The 22,705-nt window shown below is 70.2% G+C and carries 22 protein-coding genes and 1 riboswitch; of the genes, 8 read left to right on the top strand and 14 right to left on the bottom strand.

What is annotated here, in order from left to right; all coding sequences use genetic code 11:
• Positions 1-65 precede the first annotated feature (65 nt).
• On the bottom strand, positions 66-1,505 hold the full coding sequence (locus tag OG542_RS11085; protein ID WP_328410336.1) for a gamma-aminobutyraldehyde dehydrogenase: 1,440 nt from the start codon (positions 1,503-1,505) through the stop codon (positions 66-68).
• Positions 1,506-1,669: 164 nt separating this feature from the next.
• Between OG542_RS11085 and OG542_RS11090 the strand changes: the two genes are divergently transcribed.
• The 7 genes from OG542_RS11090 to OG542_RS11120 all read left to right on the top strand — a co-directional run bounded on the left by OG542_RS11090 (position 1,670) and on the right by OG542_RS11120 (position 8,492).
• Positions 1,670-2,209, top strand: coding sequence for an Lrp/AsnC family transcriptional regulator (locus OG542_RS11090; RefSeq protein ID WP_184598469.1), 540 nt, complete (start codon positions 1,670-1,672; stop codon positions 2,207-2,209).
• Between the two features lie 13 nt (positions 2,210-2,222).
• Complete coding sequence (locus OG542_RS11095; protein WP_328417864.1) at positions 2,223-3,590, top strand: aspartate aminotransferase family protein; 1,368 nt, start codon at positions 2,223-2,225, stop codon at positions 3,588-3,590.
• Between the two features lie 206 nt (positions 3,591-3,796).
• Complete coding sequence (locus OG542_RS11100; protein ID WP_184598471.1) at positions 3,797-4,546, top strand: ABC transporter ATP-binding protein; 750 nt, start codon at positions 3,797-3,799, stop codon at positions 4,544-4,546.
• Positions 4,528-5,982, top strand: coding sequence for a hypothetical protein (locus OG542_RS11105; RefSeq protein WP_328410340.1), 1,455 nt, complete (start codon positions 4,528-4,530; stop codon positions 5,980-5,982). The genes OG542_RS11100 and OG542_RS11105 overlap by 19 nt, the downstream gene beginning before the upstream one ends.
• Before the next feature lie 110 nt (positions 5,983-6,092).
• A complete protein-coding gene (locus OG542_RS11110) occupies positions 6,093-6,500 on the top strand; it encodes a VOC family protein (RefSeq protein ID WP_311127962.1) in 408 nt (135 codons plus the stop codon).
• Positions 6,501-6,524: 24 nt separating this feature from the next.
• Positions 6,525-7,646 carry an LOG family protein gene (locus tag OG542_RS11115; protein ID WP_328410342.1) on the top strand — a complete coding sequence of 374 codons (1,122 nt, stop codon included), beginning with the start codon at positions 6,525-6,527 and terminating at the stop codon, positions 7,644-7,646.
• A gap of 183 nt (positions 7,647-7,829) precedes the next feature.
• Positions 7,830-8,492 carry an LAETG motif-containing sortase-dependent surface protein gene (locus tag OG542_RS11120; protein WP_328410344.1) on the top strand — a complete coding sequence of 221 codons (663 nt, stop codon included), beginning with the start codon at positions 7,830-7,832 and terminating at the stop codon, positions 8,490-8,492.
• A 100-nt stretch (positions 8,493-8,592) separates the two neighbouring features.
• Here the strand turns inward: OG542_RS11120 and OG542_RS11125 are convergent, their stop codons facing one another.
• From OG542_RS11125 to rpsB, 11 genes are all read right to left on the bottom strand, one after another.
• On the bottom strand, positions 8,593-9,393 hold the full coding sequence (locus OG542_RS11125) for a maleylpyruvate isomerase family mycothiol-dependent enzyme (protein ID WP_328410346.1): 801 nt from the start codon (positions 9,391-9,393) through the stop codon (positions 8,593-8,595).
• A 24-nt stretch (positions 9,394-9,417) separates the two neighbouring features.
• Positions 9,418-10,437: an ABC transporter ATP-binding protein gene (locus OG542_RS11130; RefSeq protein ID WP_328410348.1), complete on the bottom strand. Its 1,020-nt coding sequence runs from the start codon at positions 10,435-10,437 to the stop codon at positions 9,418-9,420.
• Complete coding sequence (locus OG542_RS11135) at positions 10,437-12,119, bottom strand: ABC transporter permease (RefSeq protein ID WP_328410350.1); 1,683 nt, start codon at positions 12,117-12,119, stop codon at positions 10,437-10,439. Before OG542_RS11135 ends, OG542_RS11130 begins: the two co-directional genes overlap by 1 nt.
• Positions 12,095-13,132: a thiamine ABC transporter substrate-binding protein gene (locus tag OG542_RS11140; protein WP_328417866.1), complete on the bottom strand. Its 1,038-nt coding sequence runs from the start codon at positions 13,130-13,132 to the stop codon at positions 12,095-12,097. The genes OG542_RS11135 and OG542_RS11140 overlap by 25 nt, the downstream gene beginning before the upstream one ends.
• Positions 13,133-13,256: 124 nt before the next feature.
• Positions 13,257-13,363, bottom strand: a riboswitch (TPP riboswitch).
• 39 nt (positions 13,364-13,402) lie between these two features.
• Positions 13,403-14,509, bottom strand: coding sequence for a 23S rRNA (adenine(2503)-C(2))-methyltransferase RlmN (rlmN, locus tag OG542_RS11145; protein WP_184598485.1), 1,107 nt, complete (start codon positions 14,507-14,509; stop codon positions 13,403-13,405).
• 76 nt (positions 14,510-14,585) lie between these two features.
• Positions 14,586-15,035: an SRPBCC family protein gene (locus OG542_RS11150; protein ID WP_328410353.1), complete on the bottom strand. Its 450-nt coding sequence runs from the start codon at positions 15,033-15,035 to the stop codon at positions 14,586-14,588.
• A 239-nt stretch (positions 15,036-15,274) separates the two neighbouring features.
• A complete protein-coding gene (locus OG542_RS11155; protein ID WP_328410355.1) occupies positions 15,275-16,402 on the bottom strand; it encodes a phosphatidate cytidylyltransferase in 1,128 nt (375 codons plus the stop codon).
• A complete protein-coding gene (gene frr / locus OG542_RS11160) occupies positions 16,402-16,959 on the bottom strand; it encodes a ribosome recycling factor (protein WP_184598490.1) in 558 nt (185 codons plus the stop codon). Before frr ends, OG542_RS11155 begins: the two co-directional genes overlap by 1 nt.
• Positions 16,960-17,122: 163 nt before the next feature.
• On the bottom strand, positions 17,123-17,881 hold the full coding sequence (pyrH, locus tag OG542_RS11165) for a UMP kinase (protein ID WP_311127943.1): 759 nt from the start codon (positions 17,879-17,881) through the stop codon (positions 17,123-17,125).
• Between the two features lie 184 nt (positions 17,882-18,065).
• Positions 18,066-18,902: a translation elongation factor Ts gene (gene tsf, locus OG542_RS11170; protein WP_193481951.1), complete on the bottom strand. Its 837-nt coding sequence runs from the start codon at positions 18,900-18,902 to the stop codon at positions 18,066-18,068.
• 174 nt (positions 18,903-19,076) lie between these two features.
• Complete coding sequence (gene rpsB, locus OG542_RS11175; protein WP_328410357.1) at positions 19,077-20,069, bottom strand: 30S ribosomal protein S2; 993 nt, start codon at positions 20,067-20,069, stop codon at positions 19,077-19,079.
• A 273-nt stretch (positions 20,070-20,342) separates the two neighbouring features.
• Between rpsB and OG542_RS11180 the strand changes: the two genes are divergently transcribed.
• Positions 20,343-20,912: a murein hydrolase activator EnvC family protein gene (locus tag OG542_RS11180; protein WP_328410359.1), complete on the top strand. Its 570-nt coding sequence runs from the start codon at positions 20,343-20,345 to the stop codon at positions 20,910-20,912.
• 171 nt (positions 20,913-21,083) lie between these two features.
• On the opposite strand, the gene OG542_RS11185 is transcribed toward OG542_RS11180, so the two are convergent.
• Both OG542_RS11185 and whiG read right to left on the bottom strand, forming a co-directional pair.
• A complete protein-coding gene (locus OG542_RS11185) occupies positions 21,084-21,641 on the bottom strand; it encodes a TetR/AcrR family transcriptional regulator (protein ID WP_311130407.1) in 558 nt (185 codons plus the stop codon).
• A gap of 93 nt (positions 21,642-21,734) precedes the next feature.
• On the bottom strand, positions 21,735-22,577 hold the full coding sequence (whiG, locus tag OG542_RS11190; protein ID WP_184598498.1) for an RNA polymerase sigma factor WhiG: 843 nt from the start codon (positions 22,575-22,577) through the stop codon (positions 21,735-21,737).
• Positions 22,578-22,705: the final 128 nt, after the last annotated feature.

Here is a 22,705-nt window from a genome sequence, read left to right on the forward strand (position 1 = left end):
CTCTCACCGACACCGCGGCCCCGGACGGAAACCAACCGTCCGGGGCCGCGGCGCTGACCGGGTGACTACGCGTCCAGCGACGTCATCACGTGCTTGATCCGCGTGTAGTCGTCGAAGCCGTACGACGAGAGGTCCTTGCCGTAGCCGGACTTCTTGAAGCCGCCGTGCGGCATCTCGGCGACCAGCGGGATGTGGGTGTTGATCCACACACAGCCGAAGTCGAGCTTCTTGGACATGCGCATCGCGCGGCCGTGGTCCTTGGTCCACACGGACGAGGCGAGCGCGTACTCGACGCCGTTGGCCCACGTCACGGCCTGGTCCTCGTCGGTGAAGGACTGGACGGTGATGACCGGGCCGAAGACCTCGTTCTGGATGATCTCGTCGTCCTGCTTCAGACCCGAGACGACGGTCGGCGCGTAGAAGTAGCCCTTGTCGCCGACCCGCTTGCCGCCGGCCTCCACGCGCGCGTGCGCGGGCAGCCGGTCGATGAAGCCCTCGACCTGCTTGAGCTGGTTGGGGTTGTTGAGCGGGCCGAACAGCACGTCCTCGTCGTCCGGCTGACCGGTCTTCGTCTCGGACGCGGCCTTCGCCAGCGCGGAGACGAACTCGTCGTGGATGGACTCGTGGACGAGCACGCGCGTGGCGGCCGTACAGTCCTGGCCGGCGTTGAAGTAGCCCGCGACCGAGATGTCCTCGACGGCCTTCGCCATGTCGGTGTCCTCGAAGACCACGACCGGTGCCTTGCCGCCCAGCTCCAGGTGGACGCGCTTGACGTCCTTGGAGGCGGACTCGGCGACCTGGATGCCGGCGCGCACCGAGCCGGTGATGGAGGCCATCGCCGGGGTGTCGTGCTCGACCATCATGCGGCCGGTGTCGCGGTCGCCGCAGATGACGTTGAAGACGCCCTTGGGGACGATCGAGCCGATGATCTCGGCCATGAGGGCCGTCGAGGCCGGGGTGGTGTCCGACGGCTTCAGGACGACGGTGTTGCCCGCCGCGAGCGCCGGGGCGAACTTCCACACGGCCATCATCATCGGGTAGTTCCACGGCGCGACCTGCGCGCAGACGCCGACCGGCTCCCGGCGGACGATGGAGGTCAGGCCCTCCATGTACTCGCCGGCCGAGCGGCCCTCCAGCATCCGCGCCGCACCCGCGAAGAAGCGGATCTGGTCGACCATCGGCGGGATCTCCTCGGAGCGGGTCAGCCCGATGGGCTTGCCCGTGTTCTCCACCTCGGCCGCGATCAGCTCCTCGGCGCGCTCCTCGAAGGCGTCCGCGATCTTCAGCAGGGCCTTCTGGCGCTCGGCGGGCGTGGTGTCACGCCAGCCGGGAAAGGCCTCGGCGGCCGCCGCCATCGCGGCGTCCACGTCCGCCTGCCCGGACAGCGGAGCGGTCGCGTACGCCTCACCCGTCGCGGGATTGACCACCTCGGTGGTCCGTCCGTCGGCGGCGTCCCGGAACTCACCGCCGATGTAGTTGCGCAGACGACGAAGCTCGGTGCTCACTGCCGGCCCTCCAGTTCGGATGTCCAGTACTTGAGACACCCACCCTAGCCGCCCGGTCCACGTTTTCAACACCCCCACTCCCTTCAATCGTGCGGAATCCGCAGGCTTTGGCAACCTAAACAACGGATTTCATCGATCACGCCTTGCGGAAGTGACGAGACCTCGTGCACAGTGAGCGCGTGGCCAGTCGAAGCGCAGAACAGAAGGGGTCGCGGGAACTCCGCGAGTCCTCCCGCGAGTCCAGGAACGGCAGCTCGCCCCAGCTGGACGCCGTCTCCCTCGCCATCATCGAACAGCTCCAGGAGGACGGCCGCCGGCCGTACGCCGCCATCGGCAAGGCCGTCGGCCTCTCCGAGGCGGCCGTGCGCCAGCGCGTCCAGAAGCTGCTCGACCAGGGCGTGATGCAGATCGTCGCCGTCACGGACCCGCTCACCGTGGGCTTCCGCAGACAGGCGATGGTCGGCGTCAACGTCGAGGGCGACGTGGAGTCGGTCGCGGACGCGCTGTCGGCCATGTCCGAGTGCGAGTACGTCGTGATGACCGCAGGCTCCTTCGACCTGATGGTGGAGATCGTCTGCGAGGACGACGACCACCTCCTCGAGGTCATCAACAAACGCATACGGGCCGTGCCCGGAGTGCGCTCCACCGAGAGCTTCGTCTACCTCAAGCTCAAGAAGCAGACCTACATGTGGGGAACCCGATAACCGTGAGGACCCGATAGCCGTGAGCAAGGACCTCTCCCAGTCCGCGTACGACCACCTGTGGATGCACTTCACGCGCATGTCGTCGTACGAGAAGGCCCCCGTACCCACCATCGTCCGTGGCGAGGGCACCTACATCTACGACGACCAGGGCAAGCGCTACCTGGACGGTCTCGCCGGACTGTTCGTGGTGCAGGCCGGGCACGGTCGTGTCGAGCTCGCCGAGACCGCCTTCAAGCAGGCGCAGGAGCTGGCGTTCTTCCCGGTGTGGTCCTACGCCCACCCCAAGGCCGTCGAGCTGGCCGAGCGCCTCGCGCACCACGCGCCGGGCGACCTGAACAAGGTCTTCTTCACCACCGGCGGCGGTGAGGCCGTCGAGACCGCCTGGAAGCTCGCCAAGCAGTACTTCAAGCTGGTCGGCAAGCCCACCAAGCACAAGGTCATCTCCCGCGCGGTCGCCTACCACGGCACCCCGCAGGGCGCCCTGTCCATCACCGGCCTGCCGGGCCTGAAGGCCCCCTTCGAGCCGCTGGTCCCCGGCGCGCACAAGGTGGTCAACACCAACATCTACCGCGCCCCGATCTTCGGCGACGACCCGGAAGCCTACGGCCGCTGGTGCGCCGACCAGATCGAGCAGCAGATCCTCATGGAGGGCCCGGATACCGTCGCCGCGGTCTTCCTGGAGCCGGTGCAGAACGCGGGCGGCTGCTTCCCGCCCCCGCCCGGCTACTTCCAGCGGGTCCGCGAGATCTGCGACCGGTACGACGTACTGCTCGTGTCCGACGAGGTCATCTGCGCCTTCGGCCGACTGGGCACGATCTTCGCCTGCGACAAGTTCGACTACGTCCCGGACATGATCACCTGCGCCAAGGGCATGACCTCGGGCTACTCCCCGATCGGCGCGTGCATCATCTCCGACCGCCTGGCCGAGCCGTTCTACAAGGGCGACAACACCTTCCTGCACGGCTACACCTTCGGCGGCCACCCGGTCTCCGCGGCCGTGGGACTCGCCAACCTCGACCTGTTCGAGCGCGAGAACCTCCCCCAGCACGTCCTCGACAACGAGGGCGCGTTCCGCTCCACCCTGGAGAAGCTCCACGACCTGCCGATCGTCGGCGACGTCCGCGGCAACGGCTTCTTCTACGGCATCGAGCTGGTCAAGGACAAGAACACCAAGGAGTCCTTCAACGAGGAGGAGACGGAGCGCGTCCTGTACGGCTTCCTCTCCAAGGCGCTGTACGACAACGGCCTGTACTGCCGTGCCGACGACCGCGGCGACCCGGTCGTCCAGCTCGCCCCGCCGCTGATCTCCGACCAGTCGACGTTCGACGAGATCGAGCAGATCCTCAGGGTCACCCTCTCGGAGGCCTGGACGAAGCTCTGAGCGTCGTCGCTCCGATCGTCTGACTGGATGATCAACACCAGCCCCGGTGCCGCCCGTTCGAGTGAGAAACGGCGGCCCGGGGCCGCGTGCTGTCCGGCGTCCCGCCGCCTACTGCCTAGCGTGCCCAGTGACTGATCGGCCCCGCCTTCGTTCCCCCGCACGGGGGATGGCACGGGAACTACGGATCTGAACCGAGGTGTACGCCCATGGAGGCCCCGCCGGACAACGACGTGCTCTGGGCACGCGCCCTGCACTTCCAGCACCACGACGGCTCGCCCGCGCTCTGCGGCGTCTCCCTCGGCGTCCGGGAGAGCGAGATCCTCGCCGTCAGCGGCCCGCGCGGCAGCGGCAAGACGACCCTGCTGCGGTGCCTGTCCGGCCTGGCTCCCGTCCGGCGCGGCGAGGTCTGGTTCAACAGCGTGCCCGTGCACACCATGGGCGCCCTCACCCGCGAGCGGCTGCGCCGCGACCGCTTCGGCTGGATCGACCCGGTCCCCTCGCTGGTCCCGGAACTCAACGCCTGGGAGAACGCCGCCCTGCCGCTGATGCTGCGCGGCACCAGCCGGCGCCGCGCCAAGAGAGCGGCCCTGGAGTGGCTGGAGCGCCTCGACATCGGCGACGGCGCCCGCAAGCGCCCGCACCAGCTGGTGCAGGCCGAGCGCCAGCGGGTGTGCATCGCCCGCGCCCTCGCCCCGGCACCCTCGGTCCTGTTCGCCGACGAGCCGACGGCGCCCCTGCACCGCGCCGACCGCGCCCACGCGCTGCGCACCCTCACCACGGCGGCCCGCTCGCACGGCATCACGGTCGTCCTCGCCACCCACGACCCGGACACCGCGGCCCTCGCCGACCGCACGGTCTTCCTGCTCGACGGGCGGCGCGTGCAGACGGTGCACCTGCCGCCGGTCGCCGAGACCACCGAGCCGGAAGGCCGGGCGGCGTGCTCGCTCTCCGTCTGACCCGCGCCGCCCACCCCGCCGTCCAGCTGCGCCGCCTCCTGGTCGCGGCGGCCTCGGCGGGCACGGGTTTCCTGCTGCTCTGCGCCCTGGGCTACGCGCTGGGCCACCCCGGCTCCCCCGGCGCCGCCCTGCTGCGTCTGGCCTGGTGCGCGGCGCCCCTCGCCGCCACGGTGTACTTCGCCCTCGCGGTGGCCCGCACCGATCCCGGCACCAGGCCCCGCACCGGCCTCTCCGCGATCGGCCTCGGCCCGCTGCGCCTGATGGCCGTCTCGGCGACGACGACGGCCCTGTCCTGCACCCTGGGCTCGATGCTGGCCCTGCTGTTCTTCCTGCACCTGCGGGGCGACCTGACGGGCCTGCCGTTCGACGGCGCGGCGGCCGAGGCCCTCGCGGCGGACCAGCCGCTGCCGCTGCCGGGAGCCCTGACGCTGCTGGCGCTCGTGCCCGCGGGCTCGTCCATCGCGGTGGTGCTGGCGCTGCGGCCCAGGGAGCAGCGGGCGGCCGCGGCGGCCAGGGTGGTGTACGGCCGCTTCGGCGCGTACCGGCGCACAAGCACGCTCGAGACCTTCGGGGCGTACGGCCGTTTCGGCCGGCAGATCACCCGACCCGGGGGCGCCCGCGCCGGCGAGCCCGCCGGGCAGCAGAGCGGCCCCCCGCAGGCCCGGGCCGGCGAACCGGCCTCGGCGGCGACCGTCGCGGACGCCGGGAGCACGGTGAGCACCATCGAGGACCCCGCTCAGCCGTCCGCCCGGCACACCGCGGCACCGGACACCGCGGACACCCCCGCTGCGTCCGAGGCGGTGCTGCCGGACGCCGTCACGGCCGGTGGTTCCCCCACCGCCGCCCCCTCCGGCCTCCCCTGGGGCATCACCGTCCTGGCCGCGGGGCTCGCCGTGGAGACCTACGCGAGCCGTACCGCCCCCACGGCGCCCGACCTCACCTTCTCCGGCGCCTCCCCCGGCGTCATGGCGGGCTGGACACTGGCCACCGTCGGCCTGGCCCTGGCCGGTCCCGGCCTGACCCACCTGTGCGGCCGTCTGCTCCAGTCGGCCCGCCCCGGCGCCCTGCGGCTCCTGGCCGGCCGCATCCTCATGACGGAGGCCACCCGCATCGGCCGCCCCCTGGGCGTGGTCTGCGCGGTGCTGTCGGCCACGTACGCGATGGCACTGCTGCACGCCCCGGACGGGCTGTCGCTCGGTCCGCTCACCCTCCTCGGCGTGCTCCTCGTGACCGGCTGCACCGTGGCGACGCTGCTGACGGCCGCGGTCGAGGCCCGTCAGGCCCGGGCCGACACCACCTCCGCGCTGCTGCGGCTGGGCGCCCCCGCGACCATGCTGCGCAGTGCCGCGGCCCTGCGCGCGGGCGCGCTGCTCGCCCTGTTCGCACCGCTCACCCTGACGGTCGCGGAGCTGGCGGCGCTGCCGCTGGCGCGCTGAGGACTCGTGTGAAAACTCGTACGAAAAAAATCTCCGGACCGCGATGAGTTCCGCGCCGGCCCCCGGTCTATCCCCGCGTAACGACACGGACCTGATGGGAGAGACCGGACATGTACCAGCAGATGATCTTCGTGAACCTGTGTGTCAGCGACGTCGCCGCCTCGAAGAAGTTCTTCTCGGAGCTCGGCTACACGATCAACGAGCAGTTCAGTGACGACACCACCGCCTCGGTCGTGATCAGCGAGACCGTCGTCGTGATGGTGCACACCGCCGAGAAGTACTCCCAGTTCACGAAGAAGGAGATCGCGGACTCGAAGAAGACCAGCGAGGTGCTGATCGCGCTGAGCGCCGAGAGCCGCGAGAAGGTGGACGAGCTGGTCGGGAAGGCGGTCGCGGCCGGCGGCTCCGTCTCCGGCGAGACCCAGGACCACGGTTTCATGTACGGCCGCGCCTTCGACGACCTGGACGGCCACACCTTCGAGGTCGTGTGGATGGACCCGGCGGCCGTCCAGGGCTGAGACGTGCTGTGCCAGCATGGGCGGGTGCAGACGATGCCCGCCCATGCGGCCCACCATGACGACCGTGAGATCGAGACGCTCGAGGAGTTCGACGCGACCGTCTCGGCGCGCGGCACACTCGCCGGTCACCGCGTCCAGGCCGTCGACCTGACGGACCGTACGCGCGAACTGCTCACCACGGACACGGCAGGCGCGATCTTCCTCGGCTGCGCGATGCGCGAGGAGGCGGCCGCCAAGATACGCGCCGACGGCGCCTTGGTCTTCCCGCCTGTCCCGGATCTGCCCTTCGACCCGTACCGCGGCCTGGTCTACTCGCCGGACGATCTCTTCGCGTCGCTGGCGGACGGCTACGAGGCCACGCCCGACGCCCGCGCCTACGCCTGGTTCCAGCGCACGAAGGCCGACGGCGACATCTACGCGTCCATGCTGCGCGCGGTCCACGACGACTCCGTCTCGGACGCGCTCGACGAACTCCTGTCCGGCGCCCGGGTCGTGGGCGTGATGGGCGGCCACGCGATGGCCCGGGGCACCGAGGAGTACGCGGGGGCGGCGCGGCTCGGCCGCGAACTGGCCCGCGCCGGTTTCACGGTCGCCACCGGCGGCGGCCCGGGCGCGATGGAGGCGGCGAACCTCGGCGCGTACGCGGCCCCGTTCGGCGACGAGATGCTCACCGAGTCACTGGAACTGCTCGGCAAGGCACCGCACTTCACGCCGTCGATCACCCAGTGGGCAGCGGCGTCCTTCGAGATCCGCACCCGCTGGCCGCAGGGCGGCCGCTCCGTGGGCATCCCGACCTGGTTCTACGGCCACGAGCCGCCGAACGCCTTCGCCTCGCACATCGCCAAGTACTTCGCCAACGCCACCCGCGAGGACGGCCTGCTGGCCCGGTCCACCGCGGGCGTGGTGTTCCTGCCGGGCGCCGCCGGCACCGTGCAGGAGATCTTCGACAACGCGACGCCGAACTACTATGAGTCGCGCGGCGAGCCGACGCCCATGGTGCTCGTGAACCGCGCGCACTGGACGGAGAAGCTGCCGACGTGGCCGCTGCTCCAGTCGCTGGCCAGGGGGCGTTCGATGGAGGCGCGGATCGCGCTGGTCGAGCGGATCGAGGAGGCGCCGGAGGCGTTGAAACGCCTCGGCGGTTAATAAGCAGGCAAAGCAAGTGCTTGCAACCTGCATATGCGTTGACACTACTTATGCAGCGCTTATAAACCTGTGAGTCTCCTGGTAGTGCTGATGTTCCGTCACCACTGCCTCAGCCCCCCGCTTTAACACATCCTGTAAAGGACAAACGTGGCAGTTCTGTCCGTATCTCCCCGCGCACGTGCCGTGCGCGTCCTCGGTGTCGTCACCGCCTCGGCCGCGCTCGCGCTCGGTGCCGCCGGCAACGCGCTCGCCTGCAACATCAACGAGTTCTCCGCCGAGGCGAAGTGTGACGGCGACAAGGGCGTCATCACCGTCACCGACGTGGACCCCGCCGGCATCGCGGCGACGGTCACCGTGTACCTGCAGAACAACGGCGCCGACGCGAAGAAGGTCGGCGAGCAGGTGGTCAAGGGCTCGCGCGAAGGCACCACCATCACCTTCACCGAGGACTGGAAGCCGAACGCGGAGTACCGCATTCACGTGAAGGCCACTCCGTACGTCGACGAGGACATCAAGCCGAACCTCGTCACCCCGGCCACCGCCTGCAAGAAGAAGGAGGAGGAGCCCCCGGCGACTCCCCCGGCCACGCCGACCCCGTCGGCCCCATCGGCCTCCCCCTCGAAGCCGGCCGAGGAGACCGACACCCCGGCTCCTACGCCGTCCGAGAGCGAGAGCACCACGCCGGCGGGCAACGCGCCCGGCCCGGCCGGTGACTCCAACCTCGCCGAGACCGGCGCCAACTCCAACACCGGCATCATCGCCGGCATCGCGGCGGCCCTGGTCGTCGTCGGTGGTGGCGCGGTGTTCTTCGGTATGCGCCGTCGTGGGGCGAGCAGCGACAGTTGACGCCCGCGCTTCCGTGCACGGTGGTGGCCCGTCCCTCTCGCGAGGGGCGGGCCATCGCCCTTCCCGAACCGCCGCGCGGGGCGGCGTGTCCGTCCCGGCCCTATCCGAACGTCGCCCGCTCCAGCCAGAACTCCAGCAACTCCCGTTCCCCCAGCACCTCCAGCTCCGGAGCATCCAGCGGCAGCCGCCGGTAGAACGCGAGCAGGACGGAGGTGAGCGGCCCGCGCAGGGCGACCGTGGCCTTCTCGTGGCCCCGGCGCCAGGTGACACCGTCCTCGGTGAGCGCGACCAGCCACTCGGCGTTCACCTCAGGCCCGGTGTCGGTGGCGTGCAGATGGATGCTGCGGCCCGGGCCGCGCAGTTCCCTCGCCGCCTCGTCGTGCGGGTCCGTCCGCTGCACGTACTCCACGATCTGCAGCCACTCGTCGATCGCGTCGGCGGCGATGTCGGGCGCGACCTCGTAGGGCAGTCCGGCGGCGAGCGTGGCGTCCGCCCGGTGCACGGTGATCTCGTGCGCCATCCGGCGGGCCCAGAACCCGGCGCTGAGGATCCCCGCCCAGCCCCACACCTTCGCGTCCGGCCCGGCCTCCCGCAGCGCGGCGACGACCTGCTCGCCCGCTTCCCCCAGCCAAGCGTCCAGCGCGGCGGCGTCGCCCCGGACCTCGGGCCCTTCGGCGCCCGGCACCTCCTCCTCGGGCACCTCTTCCTGCGCCCGGGTCCGCACCATGAGTTCCACCCAGCGCAGGGCGCCGCCCGTGTGCCGGACCAGCTCCTCCAGCGACCAGTCCGGGCAGGTCGGCACGGTGGCGGACAGGTCGGTCCCGGAGGTCACCATCGACCTCAACTGGCCGATCTGATGGGCGATTTCGTCGCAGTAGCGCTCGTGTGCGAGGAGTGTCATGCCCGCACCATAAGCGGGCGGCGATCAGTCGAGCACGGCGATTTCCGCCGCGTCGAACTCCACCCCGACCTCGTCCCCGACCTCGGGCGCCGCCCGCAGCGCGCACGCCGCCTCCAGGCGCGGGGCGTCTTCCGGCTGGAGGTGGACGGCGACATGGGTGCCCTTGAAGGTGCGGGCGGTCACCGTACAGCGCAGACCCTCGTCGGCGGGCACCAGGCGTACGCCGGCGGGCCGCACCAGGAGGGTCCGCGTGCCCTGCGGGGCACCCTCCGGCACCGGCACCTTGCCCCACGGCGTGTCCGCGGCCTCCGCGCCCACCGTCGCCTCGACGACGTTCTCGAAGCCGAGGAAGCGGGCCACGAACGCGTCGGCCGGCCGCTGCCACACCTGAAGCGGCGTACCGGACTGGGCGATCCGCCCGTCCCGCATCACCACGACCCGGTCGGCCAGCGCGAAGGCCTCCCCCTGGTCGTGCGTCACGGCGAGCACGGTCGTGCCCAACCGGCCGAACAGCTGGCGCAGTTCCACGACCAGCCGCTCCCTGAGCGACCGGTCGAGCTGGCCCAGCGGCTCGTCCAGCATCAGCAGCTTGGGGCTCGGCGCCAGGGCCCGGGCCAGCGCCACCCGCTGCTGCTCCCCGCCGGACAGCGCGGCGACGGCCCGGCGGGCCGCGCCCGGCAGCCCGACGAGGTCCAGCAACTCCTGTACGTGCTCGGCCCGCTGGCGCTTCGACACCCCGTGCATCCGCAGCCCGAAGGCGACGTTGCCGCCCACGTCCCGCTGCGGGAACAGCTGGTGGTCCTGAAACATCAGCCCGACTCCGCGCCGGTGCGCGGGCACGCCCGCCTGGTCGCGCCCGTCGAGCGACACCCGCCCGACCTCGAGCGGTTGCAGCCCCGCCACCGCCCGCAGCAGCGTCGACTTGCCGCTGCCGCTGGGCCCGAGCACGCACACGATCTCGTGCTCGGCGACCTCCAGATCGACGGCGTCCAGCACGGCCCGCCCGCCGAAACGGACCGTCGCGCCCTCCAGCGCCAGCAGCATCAGAACTCCCCTGTCCGGTCGGCGGTCCTGAGCCTCTCCAGCACCAGCAGGGCCACGGCGCACACCACCATCAGAATCGTCGAAAGGGCCATAGCCTGGCCGTAGTTGAGGTCCCCGGGCCGCCCCAGCAGCCGCGCCACGGCCACCGGCAGCGTCGGGTTGTCGGGCCGCGCGATGAACACCGTCGCCCCGAACTCCCCGAGCGACACCGCGAAGGCGAACCCGGCCGCGATCAGCAGCGCCCGCCGCACCATCGGCAGGTCCACCTCCCGCCGCACCCGCCAGGGCGAGGCCCCCAGCACCGAGGCCGCCTCCCGCAGCCGCACGTCCACCGCCCGCAGGACGGGCAGCATGGTCCGGACGACGAACGGCACACCGACCAGCGCCTGCGCGAGCGGCACCAGGATCCACGAGGACCTCAGATCCAGCGGCGGCTCGTCGAGGGCGATCAGGAACCCGAACCCGACGGTCACGGCGGACACCCCGAGCGGCAGCATCAGCAGCGCGTCGAAGCCGCGCACGAACCGCCCGGCGTCCCGGCGGGTGAGGGCCACAGCGGCGAGGCCGCCGATCACCACGGCGATGACGGTGGCGGCGACGGCGTACTCCAGCGAATTGCCGATCGCCTCGATCGGCGGCACCAGGAACACCCCGCCGTCGGCCCTGGTCAGCGCACGATAGTAGCCGAAGCCGGGCGCGTCCAGGGACCGCTGGACCAGCACGGCGAGCGGCAGCATCAGCAGCACGACGACCGTGACCAGCACTCCGCCCAGCAGCGCCCACTGCCCGGCGCCGCGCGGCCGGCGCGCGGTCACCGACGCGTCCACCAGCCGCAGCGCGGTCTCCCGCCGCCGCACGGTCCAGGCGTGCAGGGCGAGGATCCCGCCCACGGCCACGAACTGGATCAGCGTCAGCACGGCCGCCGTGGACAGGTCGAAGATCTCCGACGTCTGCCGGTAGATCTCCACCTCGAGGGTCGAGAAGGTGGGCCCACCGAGGATCTGGACGACACCGAAAGACGTGAAGGTGAACAGGAAGACCATGAGCGCGGCGGCGGCCACCGCGGGCCCGAGCGCCGGCAGCGTGACCTGCCGCCAGGCCTTCCAAGGGGACGCCCCGAGCATCCGCGCGGCCTCCTCCTGCCGCGGGTCGAGCTGCGCCCAGAGCCCGCCGACGGTCCGTACGACGACCGCGTAGTTGAAGAAGACGTGCGCGAGCAGGATCGCCCACACGGTGGTGTCCAGCCGTACGCCCCACAGCTCGTCGAGCAGCCCGCCCCGCCCGACCAGCGCCAGGAACGCCGTACCGACGACGACCGTCGGCAGCACGAACGGGACGGTCACAGCCGCGCGCAGGACCTGCTTGCCCCGGAAGTCGAAGCGCGCGAAGACGTACGCGCCGGGGAGCGCGATCAGCAGGGTGAGCGCGGTGGAGACGAGCGCCTGCCAGGTGGTGAACCACAGGACGTGCCGGACGTCGGGCTGCGCCAGCACCTCCCCGATCCGCCCGAACCGCCAGGCCCCGTCGACCTTCAGACCGCGCGCGACGATCGCGGCGACGGGATAGGCGAAGAAGACGGCGAAGAACGCGACGGGCAGGGCGATGAGCCCGAGCCGCGCCGCGCTCCCGCGCCGGTCCTTGCGGACGGCTGCTTCGGTTACTTCAGTACGAGCGAGGTCCACGACTTGACCCACTGGTCACGGTGGTCGGCGATCTTCGCCGGGTCCATGGTCTCGGGATCCTTGGCCTGCGGCCCGTACTTCACGAACTCCGGCGGCACCTGGGCGCCCTCGCGCACCGGGTACACGTACATGTTGAGCGGCATGTCCTCCTGGAACCGCTCGCTGACCAGGAAGTCCAGGAACGCCTTGCCGCCCTCGGTGTTCTTGGCGTTGCTCAGCAGCCCCGCGTACTCGACCTGCCGGAAGCAGGTGCCCTGCGCGACGCCGGTCGGCGCCGCGCTCGGCTTCGGGTCGGCGTAGACGACCTCGACGGGCGGCGAGGAGGCGTACGACACGACGAGCGGCCGGTCGCCCTTGGCCTTCTTCCCGCCGGCCGAGCCGGAGAACTCCTCGTTGTAGGCCTGTTCCCAGCCGTCGACGACCTTCACGCCATTGGCCTTGAGCTTCTTCCAGTAGCCCTCCCAGCCCTCGTCGCCGTACTTCGCGGCGGTGCCGAGCAGGAACCCGAGGCCGGGCGAGGAAGCGGAGGCGTTCTCGGTCACGAGCAGGTTCTTGTACTGGGGCTTGACCAGGTCGTCGAAGCTCTTCGGCGGGTCGAGCTTGTGGTCGGCGAAGTACTTCTTGTCGTAGTTGACGCAGATGTCACCGGTGTCGACGGGCGTGACCCGGTGCTTGCCCTGGTCGGCGCGGTACTCGGGCTTGATCCGGTCCGAGCCCTTCGCCTCGTACGGCTGGAACAGGCCGTTGTCGAGGGCGCGGGACAGCAGGGTGTTGTCGACGCCGAAGAAGACGTCGCCCTGCGGGTTGTCCTTGGTCAGGATCGCCTTGTTCACGGCCTGCCCGGCGTCACCGTCCTCCAGAACGTCGACCTTGTAGCCGGACTGCTTCTCGAAGGCGGCGATGACGCCCTTGGACGCGGCCCACGAGTCGTGGCTGACGAGGGTCACGGTCTTGGAGTCGCCGGAGCCCTGGTCGCCGCCGGACGACCCGCACGCGGCGAGCGTGCCGGCCATACCGAGCCCGGCGACCACAGCCGTCAGCCGCTTCTTGTTGTTGCTCACTGGATTCCTCCTGGATGACCAGGAGAAGACGCGGCCCCGCCCGGGAACTCAAGGGATCCCGGGCAGGGCGCAACAGCTCGAGTGATGACCGATCTCCCTACCCAGAATGACCTGGGCCAGGTTCGGAGGGTCTGCGGCCGTGTGCCGCACTCTCAGCGCTGTGGCGCTCCCCTGTCGGAATATGCAGGTGTCGGATATGCAGATGTTCTTACGCCGGTCAGACTACCGTTCGGTGGCCGCGAGCTGACCACACGCCCCGTCGATCTCCTGTCCACGGGTGTCCCGGATCGTCACCGGCACACCATGGGCGGCGATGGCCTCGACGAACGCCTTCTCGTCCTCGGGCCGTGAGGCCGTCCACTTGGACCCGGGCGTCGGGTTCAGTGGAATGAGATTGACATGCACGGGCTTGCCCTTGAGCAGCCGCCCGAGCCGGTCACCCCGCCAGGCCTGGTCGTTGATGTCCCGGATCAGCGCGTACTCGATGGACAGCCGCCGCCCGGACCTGGCGCTGTACTCGAACCCGGCGTCCAGCACCTCCCGGACCTTCCACCGCGTGTTCACGGGGACGAGGGTGTCGCGCAGCTCGTCGTCGGGCGCGTGCAGCGAGATGGCGAGGCGGCACTTGAAGCCCTCGTCGGCGAAACGATGGATCGCCGGGACGAGACCGACCGTCGAGACGGTGATCCCCCGCTGCGAGAGCCCCAGCCCGTCGGGCTCGGGGTCGGTGAGCCGCCTGATGGACCCGATGACCCGGTTGTAGTTGGCGAGCGGCTCGCCCATGCCCATGAACACGATGTTGCTGAGCCGCGCCGGACCGCCGGGGACCTCACCGTCCCTGAGGGCCCGCATGCCGTCCACGATCTGGTGCACGATCTCGGCGGTGGACAGATTCCGGTCCAGCCCCGCCTGCCCGGTCGCGCAGAACGGGCAGTTCATCCCGCACCCCGCCTGCGAGCTGATGCACATCGTCACCCGGTCCGGATAACGCATCAGCACGGACTCGACGAGCGTCCCGTCGAACAGCCGCCACAGCGTCTTGCGCGTGGTGCCCTGGTCGGTCGACAGATGCCGCACGACGCTCATCAGCTCGGGCAGCAACGCCTCCTGCAGCTTCCCCCGGGCACCGGCCGGAATGTCGGTCCACTGCTCCGGCTCGTGCGCGTACCGCGCGAAGTAGTGCTGCGAGAGCTGCTTGGCACGAAACGGCTTCTCCCCGACAGCCGCAACGGCCTCCTTGCGCTCGGCAGGAGTGAGATCGGCGAGATGCCGCGGCGGCTTCTTGGCTCCGCGCGGGGCGACGAAAGTGAGTTCTCCGGGCTTAGGCATGACCGAACCAGTGTCGCAGATCCCCGGCGGTGGCCCGTGCCCGCCTGCCCGCCCGCGACACCGGAGGGCACACGCCCTACTCGCCCACGTGCTCCAGCCGCTCCTTGAGGAGCTGCTCGTTGCGCGGGAGTTCCTTGCGGACCTGGGGTCGCATGACGAGCGGTACCAGGACCTTGCCGACGCCGTGGCCCTCGAAGTCGACCTCGATCGTCACGTGGGAGCGCTGTCCCTCGTCGAACGGCTCGACCTCGCCGTGCACCCGCGCCCGGACCGGGCCGTCCACACCGCGCATGCCCCAGGTGTGGGGCGGGTCGTACTCGACGACCTCCATGGTCATCGGCATAACGCGACGGCCGACGTGCCGGGTGACCCGGAACCGGGAGCCGATGCCGAAGGGCCCCTCGTCGAGGCGTTCCGCGGACACGGCGCTCAGCTGCCACTCCGGCATCCGCGGTGTGTCCATGACGTAGTCGTAGACGTCCTCGGGACGCCGGTCGACATCGATGCTCTGTCGAATGGTGGACATGATGGCCCCCTTTGCGGTGTACACCTGAATCGTCCCACTTGCCGCCCTTCGATGCCTCCCCGGAACGACAGCGAGCTCCCGCCCACAAGGACGGGAGCTCACTGGACGAGGTCCACTCAGCCGGACCCCACGAAGAGCACGAACAACAACCACACCACCGGAGCCTGGGCAACAGCGAATCCAGCCGGTCCATGCTGTATCCATGTGCCGCTACCGCGGCGCGGCGCCATGACCCGGCTTCAGCCAGACCCAACGAACAGCACGAACAACAACCACACCACCGGAGCCGTGGGCAACAGCGAATCCAGCCGGTCCATGATGCCGCCATGACCGGGCAGCAGCGTGCCCATGTCCTTGATGCCGAGGTCCCGCTTGATCATGGACTCGCCGAGGTCGCCAAGCGTGGCGCTGACCGCGACCGCGAGGCCGAGCACCAGACCCTGCCACCAGGCACCGTCGTCGATGAGGAACTCCATGCACAGCGCGCCCGCCACCATGGCGAAGGCGACCGCCCCGAGCAGGCCCTCGCGGGTCTTGCCGGGGCTGATGCGCGGGGCGAGCTTGTTCCGGCCGAAGCGCCAGCCGACGGCGTAGGCACCGGTGTCGCTGACGACCGTGAGCAGCAGGAAGGTGAGCACCCGCTGCGGCCCGTCGTCCGCGGTCAGCATCATCGCGACGAAGGTCGCCAGGAACGGCACGTAGAACGCAGCGAAGACGCCCGCTGTCACGTCCCTGAGGTAGCCCTCGGGCGGTTCCGTCATGCGCCAGACGAGCACGGCCAGTGTGGTGAGCGCCATGGCGACCCAGGCGCCCTCGGCGCCTCGGACGTACCCGGCGACGACCATCGCTGCACCGCCGAGCGCGAGCGGAACGAGCGGCGCCCGGATGCCCTTGCGTTCGTCCAGCCGCTTGGTCAGCTCCCACAGGCCGACCACGACGGCGACCGCGACGACGCCGACGAACACGGCCTTGACGACGAACAGCGACGCGACGATCACCGCGCCGAGCCCGACCCCGACCCCTATCGCGGCACTCAGGTCGCGACCCGCGCTCTTCTTCGGCGGCTTGGGTGCCGGCTGCGAGGCGTCGGGCATGGGTTCCGGATTCGTCTCGTTTCGGACCGGGGGGCCGCTCATCCGAGCAGCCCTCCGGTCGTCATCCTGGTTTTCGCCGTGGCCGGCTACGTCAGGCACGATGGGCATGGGGCGAGTCTGAGGCGCTTCATACGCATCGTATGCGGGACCCGCCGGGGCGGCTCCCTGGACGTGCCCATGGCCAGGGCTCTGTACGTGCCCGTGGCCATGCCCTTGGTCGGTGGGCCCCCAGTAGCCGGCCTGTGGCGGCGCCCCCCAGGAAGAGTCGTTCATCAGACCTCGAGCAGCTCCGCTTCCTTGTGCTTCAGGAGCTCGTCCACCTGCGCGACGTACTTCGCGGTGGTGTCGTCGAGCTCCTTCTCCGCACGGCGGCCCTCGTCCTCGCCGACCTCGCCGTCCTTGATCAGCTTGTCGATGGCCTCCTTGGCCTTGCGGCGGACGGAGCGAATGGAGATCTTCGCGTCCTCGCCCTTGCTCTTGGCGACCTTGATGTACTCGCGGCGGCGCTCCTCGGTCAGTTCGGGGAACACCACCCGGATGATGTTGCCGTCGTTGCTCGGGTTGACGCCCAGGTCGGAGTCGCGGATCGCCTGCTCGATGTTGCGCAGGGCCGTCTTGTCGAACGGGGTCACTACCGCCATGCGCGGCTCCGGCACGGAGAACGAAGCCAGCTGGTTGATCGGCGTCGGCGCGCCGTAGTAGTCGGCCACGATCTTGTTGAACATCGCCGGGTGCGCACGGCCGGTGCGGATCGCGGCGAAGTCCTCCTTGGCGACCACGACGGCCTTCTCCATCTTCTCCTCGGCCTCGAGGAGGGTCTCTTCGATCACCACTTGCTCCTGCGTGTCTTGAGTAGGCCCGGCTGCGGTTCCATGTGGGGCGGCGGCCGGCTGCGTCGCGTCTTCTTCCTGCACGGTTCCCGACCGGCAGGACATTGTCCATCCCCCGGCCCGGCTCCGTCCCGTCCGTCCCCCGGACGGGGTGGTGCGGTCCTCAGTCCCGGCTGGCCTGGTCCCCCACAAGCGTGCCGATCTTCTCACCCTTGACGGCGCGCCCGATGTTGCCCTCCGCCAGCAGCTCGAAGACCACGATCGGGAGCTTGTTGTCGCGGCACAGCGTGACGGCCGTGGCGTCGGCGACCTTCAGGTCGCGTGTGATGACCTCGCCGTAGCCGAGGTGGTCGAACCTGACCGCGTCCGGGTTGGTCCGCGGGTCGGAGTCGTAGACCCCGTCCACACCGTTCTTGCCCATCAGCAGCGCCTCGGCGTCGATCTCCAGGGCGCGCTGTGCGGCGGTGGTGTCGGTGGAGAAGTACGGCATGCCCATACCGGCGCCGAAGATCACCACGCGGCCCTTCTCCAGGTGCCGTACGGCGCGCAGCGGGATGTAGGGCTCGGCGACCTGGCCCATGGTGATGGCGGTCTGCACCCGGGTTTCCACGCCCACCTTCTCCAGGAAGTCCTGGAGGGCGAGGCAGTTCATGACGGTGCCGAGCATGCCCATGTAGTCGGAGCGAGCCCGGTCCATGCCGCGCTGCTGGAGTTCGGCACCGCGGAAGAAGTTGCCGCCGCCGATGACGACCGCGACCTGCGCGCCGTCACGCACGACGGCCGCGATCTCGCGGGCGATCTTGTGCACCACGTCGGGGTCGACGCCCAGGCCCCCGCCACCGGAGAAGGCCTCTCCGGACAGCTTCAGCAGAAACCGGCCGCGCACTTTGCCGTCGTCACTCTTCTGGGGCTTGGTGGTCATGGGGGATCCCGCCTCTTTCACGTGTTGCACATACCAAGAAGGCCATTGCCGGTGGGGCGTGTTTCGCATCCCATACGGCAATGGCCTCCTTGTCAGATCTGCTGTCGTCCGCCACCCATGTGACGGCGTACACGGACGACTGCTGCCGACCTTATCGGGGTCGGGCGTCGATCGCGGTACGGACTCAGATGCCGACCTTGATGCGCGAGAAGCGCTTCAGGGTGACACCGGCCTCGTCCAGGACCTTCTGGACGGACTTCTTGTTGTCCAGCGCGTAGGGCTGGCCGAGCAGCGTGGCGTCCTTGAAGAAGCCGTTGAGGCGACCCTCGACGATCTTCGGCAGGGCGGCCTCGGGCTTGCCCTCGGCGCGGGTGGTCTCCTCGGCGACGCGGCGCTCGGACTCGACGACCTCGGCCGGCACGTCCTCCTTGGAGAGGTACTTCGGCGCGAAGGCGGCGATGTGCTGGGCGACGCCCTTGGCGATCTCGGCGTTCGGCTTGTCCAGCTCGACGAGGACACCGATCTGCGGGGGCAGGTCGGGCATCGTGCGGTGCATGTACGCCGTCACGTAGCCGTCGGCGAACTGCGCGAAGCGGTCCAGGACGATCTTCTCGCCCAGGTTGGCGTTGGCCTCGTCGACGAACGCCTGGACGGTCTTGCCGGCCTCGATCTCGGAGGCGAGCAGCGCCTCGAGGTCGGCCGGGGCGGTCTTGGCAACGTGCTCGGCGATGGTGGTGGCCACGGCCTGGAACTTGTCACCCTTGGCGACGAAGTCCGTCTCGCACTTCAGCTCGACGATGACACCGGAGGAGTTGTCGTCGGCGATGATCGAGACGACGGCACCGTTCTCGGCGGAACGGCCCTCGCGCTTGGCGACGCCCTTCTGGCCCTTGATGCGGAGCGCCTCGACGGCCTTCTCGACGTTGCCCTCGGCCTCGTCCAGCGCCTTCTTGCAGTCCATCATGCCGGCGCCCGTGAGCTCACGGAGCTTCTTGACGTCGGCGGCGGTGTAGTTCGCCATGAGTCTGTGAATCTCTCTCGAAGTCTGGAAGATCGAAGATCTGCGGATACGCCCCATGGAGCCGGAGGGCGCTGTCCTTCCGCTGACCTACGGGTGAACGGCGGGAGCGGACTTCACCGCGCCGAAGGCGCTATGGATGGAGTGCCGCTCCCGCCGTCACCTCGGACTGACGGGTCAGGCCTGCTCGGCCTCGGCGGCCTTCTCGCCCTCGGCCGGCTTCTCGGCCTCGGCGGCGGGGGCGGCCTCAGCCTCGGCGGCCGGAGCAGCCTCGGCGGCCGGAGCAGCCTCGGCGGCCGGAGCAGCCTCGGCGGCGGGGGCGGCCTCAGCCTCAGCGGCCGGAGCAGCCCCGGCCGGCTTCTCGGCCTCGGCGGCGGGGGCAGCCTCGTCGGCCTTCTTCTCGCCCTCGAGCAGGTCGCGCTCCCACGCGGCCAGCGGCTCGCCCGCGGCCTTGTCGCCCTTGCCCTCGGTGGCGACACCGGAGCGGGAGATGAGGCCCTCGGCGACCGCGTCCGCGATCACACGGGTGAGCAGGGTGACGGAGCGGATCGCGTCGTCGTTGCCCGGGATCTTGTAGTCGACCTCGTCGGGGTCGCAGTTGGTGTCGAGGATCGCGACGACCGGAATGTTCAGCTTCCGGGCCTCACCAACGGCGATGTGCTCCTTCTTGGTGTCCACGATCCAGACGGCGCTGGGCACCTTCTGCATCTCGCGGATACCACCGAGGGTCTTCTCCAGCTTGGCCTTCTCGCGCGACAGCACGAGAAGCTCCTTCTTGGTCAGACCGGACGCGGCGACGTCCTCGAAGTCGATCTGCTCAAGCTCCTTGAGGCGCTGCAGACGCTTGTAGACGGTCGAGAAGTTGGTGAGCATGCCGCCCAGCCAGCGCTGGTTGACGAAGGGCATGCCGACGCGGGTGGCCTGCTCGGCGATGGCCTCCTGCGCCTGCTTCTTCGTGCCGACGAACATGACCGTGCCGCCGTGGGCGACGGTCTCCTTGACGAACTCGAAGGCGCGGTCGATGTACGACAGCGACTGGAGCAGGTCGATGATGTAGATGCCGTTGCGCTCCGTGAAGATGAAGCGCTTCATCTTCGGGTTCCAACGACGGGTCTGGTGACCGAAGTGGACGCCGCTCTCCAGCAGCTCCCGCATCGTGACGACGGCCATGGCCGTATCTCCTTGAATTTCTCGGTTGTGCCGCGGATGCCGGACGGCTTCCGCGCCTGACGCCCACTGCGCGCCGTTCCACGAGGGACCGAGGGGCGCTGATACAGCCCGTTGCCGGGGTGCGTATCGGGGCGTGCGAAGTCGACCCGGTGACCCGGGTCGCCACCAGAAGTGTACGGGACCCGCGGGGCACCGGGTGACGCCGTTGTCCACAACCGAACAGTGGTCCACAGCCACGGACGGTGACCGGCGGTGGTACGGGACGCTCTGCGCATGCGAGCGAAGCGATGTGTGCGTGTGTGTACGCGGCTGATCCTGCTGGTGGTCCTGACGCCGGCCATCCTGCTGTCCCCGCCGCCGCGGCTGTTCGCGGCGGCACCCGCCCCGGACGCCACGGTTCCGGCGGTGGGACGCGCGTGGCCCGTCGGATCACGCCCGGAGGTCCTCCGCGGCTGGGAGCCCCCGGCGACGGCGTACGGCCCGGGCCACCGGGGCGTGGACCTGGCGGCAGCGCCGGGAACGCCGGTAAGGGCGGTGGCCGGAGGCCGGGTGTCCTTCGCGGGCCGGGTGGCAGGCAAGGGCGTCGTCTCGGTGGAACTCCTCCCGGGGACCGGCGAACCACCCCTGCGGACGACGTACGAACCGGTGACGGCGACGGTGGAGAAGGACGAGGAGGTGGCACCCGGCGAGGTGATCGGCACGGTGGACGCGACGGGCTCGCACTGCACGGCCACGTGCCTGCACTGGGGCCTGCGCAGAGGCGAGACCTACTTGAACCCGCTGTCGCTCCTGCCCCCATGGCTACTGCACAGGGGCCCGTCGAGGCTGCTGCCCGTGTACTGACCCGCTGAGCCTGCGGGCAGTCGTGCCTCCCCAGTGCCTTGAGGGCCTGGGAGGTGCCCCCAGGGCGGCACGGGTGGGCGGTGGGGGTCCCCCCGCTCGACGAAGCCGAGAGTGGGTGCGCACCCCGCTACGCCGGGCTGCGCACCCACCCGCCCCCGGCGCAGACGCAGCTCAGCCCAGCACACCCCGCAGCGCCATACCCACCGCCGCATCCGCGATAACGCCGGGCTCCTCCGCGGCCCCCAGCTCGATCCGCCGCACGGCCGCGTCCACAACCCCCTGCAACAGCATCGCCGCCAGCCGGGGCTGCCCATGCCCCATCTCGGCCAGCGCCTCGACGATCATCGCGACCAGCCCACCGTGCGCCGCCCGGATCTTCTCCCGGGCCCCCGCATCGAGTTCGCTCGCGGAGATCGCGACCACGGCCCGATGCCGCCGGTCCCCGACCAGCTCCAGCTGCTGGCGCACATACGCCTCGACCTTGGCCTCGGCCGTCTCCGCCCGCTCCATCGCCGCCGACACATCCGCCGCCCAGACCGGGAAGTCGACCTCGCACAGCTCCTCGACCACGGCCCCCCGTGACCGGAAGTACTCGTAGACGGACGATCGCGCGAGGCCCGTCCGCTCGGCCAGGGCCGGGAAGGTCAGCGCCTCCGTACCGCCCTCGGACAACAAGGAACGAGCCGCGTCCAGCAGGGCGGCTCGCTGCATCGACCGGTGCTCGGCCACGGAGGCCGCTCGAATCCTTGGCACGTCAACACTCTACGGACGCGTCACGCCCGACGGGAGTGGCTCACGCCGACTCATCGACATCCGTCCAGGTCAGCGGCCGAAGCTCGCCAGTTTCGCTCTGAGCTGCAGCACGGACTTGGTGTGGATCTGGCTGACCCGGCTCTCGGTCACGCCCAGCACGTTCCCGATCTCGGCCAGGGTGAGCCCCTCGTAGTAGTACAGCGTGACCACGGTCTTCTCCCGCTCGGGCAGCGTGTTGATCGCCCGCGCCAGGAACCTCCGCAGTTCCCGGTCCTCGGCGACCTCCACGGGGTTGTCGGCGGCGGTGTCCTCCAGCGTGTCCATCACGCTCAGCCCGTCGCCGCCCTCGCCCCCGCCGTGCAGCAGCTCCTCCAGGGCCACCACGTTGGCCAGCGACAACTGGCTGAACACCGCGTGGAGTTCCTCCACCGCGATGCCCAGCTCGCCGGCCACCTCGCCCTCCGTCGGAGTCCGCCGCAGCCGCGCCTCCAGCGTGGCGTACGCCCGCTCCACGTTGCGCGCCTTCTGCCGCACCGAGCGGGGGATCCAGTCGAGCGCCCGCAGCTCGTCGATCATCGCGCCCCGGATCCGGGTGATCGCGTACGTCTCGAACTTGATCTCCCGGTCGATGTCGAACTTCTCGATCGCGTCGATCAGCCCGAACACCCCGGACGAGACGAAGTCCGCTTGCTCCACGTTGGACGGCAGGCCCACGCTGACCCGTCCCGCGACGTACTTCACGAGCGGCGAGTAGTGCAGGATCAGCTGCTCCCGCAACCGCTCGTCCCCCGTCGCCTTGTACGACCGCCACAGCTCGTCGAGCGTCGAGGGAGCGGGCGGCCGTACGCTGCCACCGTCACGGGCGGCTGGGGGGATCGCCGCCCGGTCGGACCCGGAGGTGTGCTGGGGCATTCGTCGCCTTGTGCCGTTCTGCTGCGGAGTGGTGCTGCTGGGGTGGGCTGTCTGTCTGATGTCGAGTTGCCTGTCCGTGTCGGGATCCTCGTGAGCGTAGCGTGACTGCGGTGTCGCGGTGTGCGAAG

Source organism: Streptomyces violaceus (genome assembly GCF_036014075.1).
GTDB lineage: Bacteria > Actinomycetota > Actinomycetes > Streptomycetales > Streptomycetaceae > Streptomyces > Streptomyces violaceus.

Bases quoted from the DNA above. Each gene is read 5' to 3' on its own strand.
- pyrH (WP_311127943.1), bottom strand. From the start codon at position 17,881: ATGACCACCAAGCCCCAGAAGAGTGACGACGGCAAAGTGCGCGGCCGG.
- whiG (WP_184598498.1), bottom strand. From the start codon at position 22,577: ATGCCCCAGCACACCTCCGGGTCCGACCGGGCGGCGATCCCCCCAGCC.
- OG542_RS11125 (WP_328410346.1), bottom strand. From the start codon at position 9,393: ATGACACTCCTCGCACACGAGCGCTACTGCGACGAAATCGCCCATCAG.
- OG542_RS11110 (WP_311127962.1), top strand. From the start codon at position 6,093: ATGTACCAGCAGATGATCTTCGTGAACCTGTGTGTCAGCGACGTCGCC.
- OG542_RS11150 (WP_328410353.1), bottom strand. From the start codon at position 15,035: ATGTCCACCATTCGACAGAGCATCGATGTCGACCGGCGTCCCGAGGAC.
- tsf (WP_193481951.1), bottom strand. From the start codon at position 18,902: ATGGCGAACTACACCGCCGCCGACGTCAAGAAGCTCCGTGAGCTCACG.
- OG542_RS11100 (WP_184598471.1), top strand. From the start codon at position 3,797: ATGGAGGCCCCGCCGGACAACGACGTGCTCTGGGCACGCGCCCTGCAC.
- OG542_RS11140 (WP_328417866.1), bottom strand. From the start codon at position 13,132: ATGGCCGGCACGCTCGCCGCGTGCGGGTCGTCCGGCGGCGACCAGGGC.
- OG542_RS11180 (WP_328410359.1), top strand. From the start codon at position 20,343: ATGCGAGCGAAGCGATGTGTGCGTGTGTGTACGCGGCTGATCCTGCTG.
- OG542_RS11130 (WP_328410348.1), bottom strand. From the start codon at position 10,437: ATGCTGCTGGCGCTGGAGGGCGCGACGGTCCGTTTCGGCGGGCGGGCC.
- rlmN (WP_184598485.1), bottom strand. From the start codon at position 14,509: ATGCCTAAGCCCGGAGAACTCACTTTCGTCGCCCCGCGCGGAGCCAAG.
- rpsB (WP_328410357.1), bottom strand. From the start codon at position 20,069: ATGGCCGTCGTCACGATGCGGGAGCTGCTGGAGAGCGGCGTCCACTTC.
- OG542_RS11155 (WP_328410355.1), bottom strand. From the start codon at position 16,402: ATGAACGACTCTTCCTGGGGGGCGCCGCCACAGGCCGGCTACTGGGGG.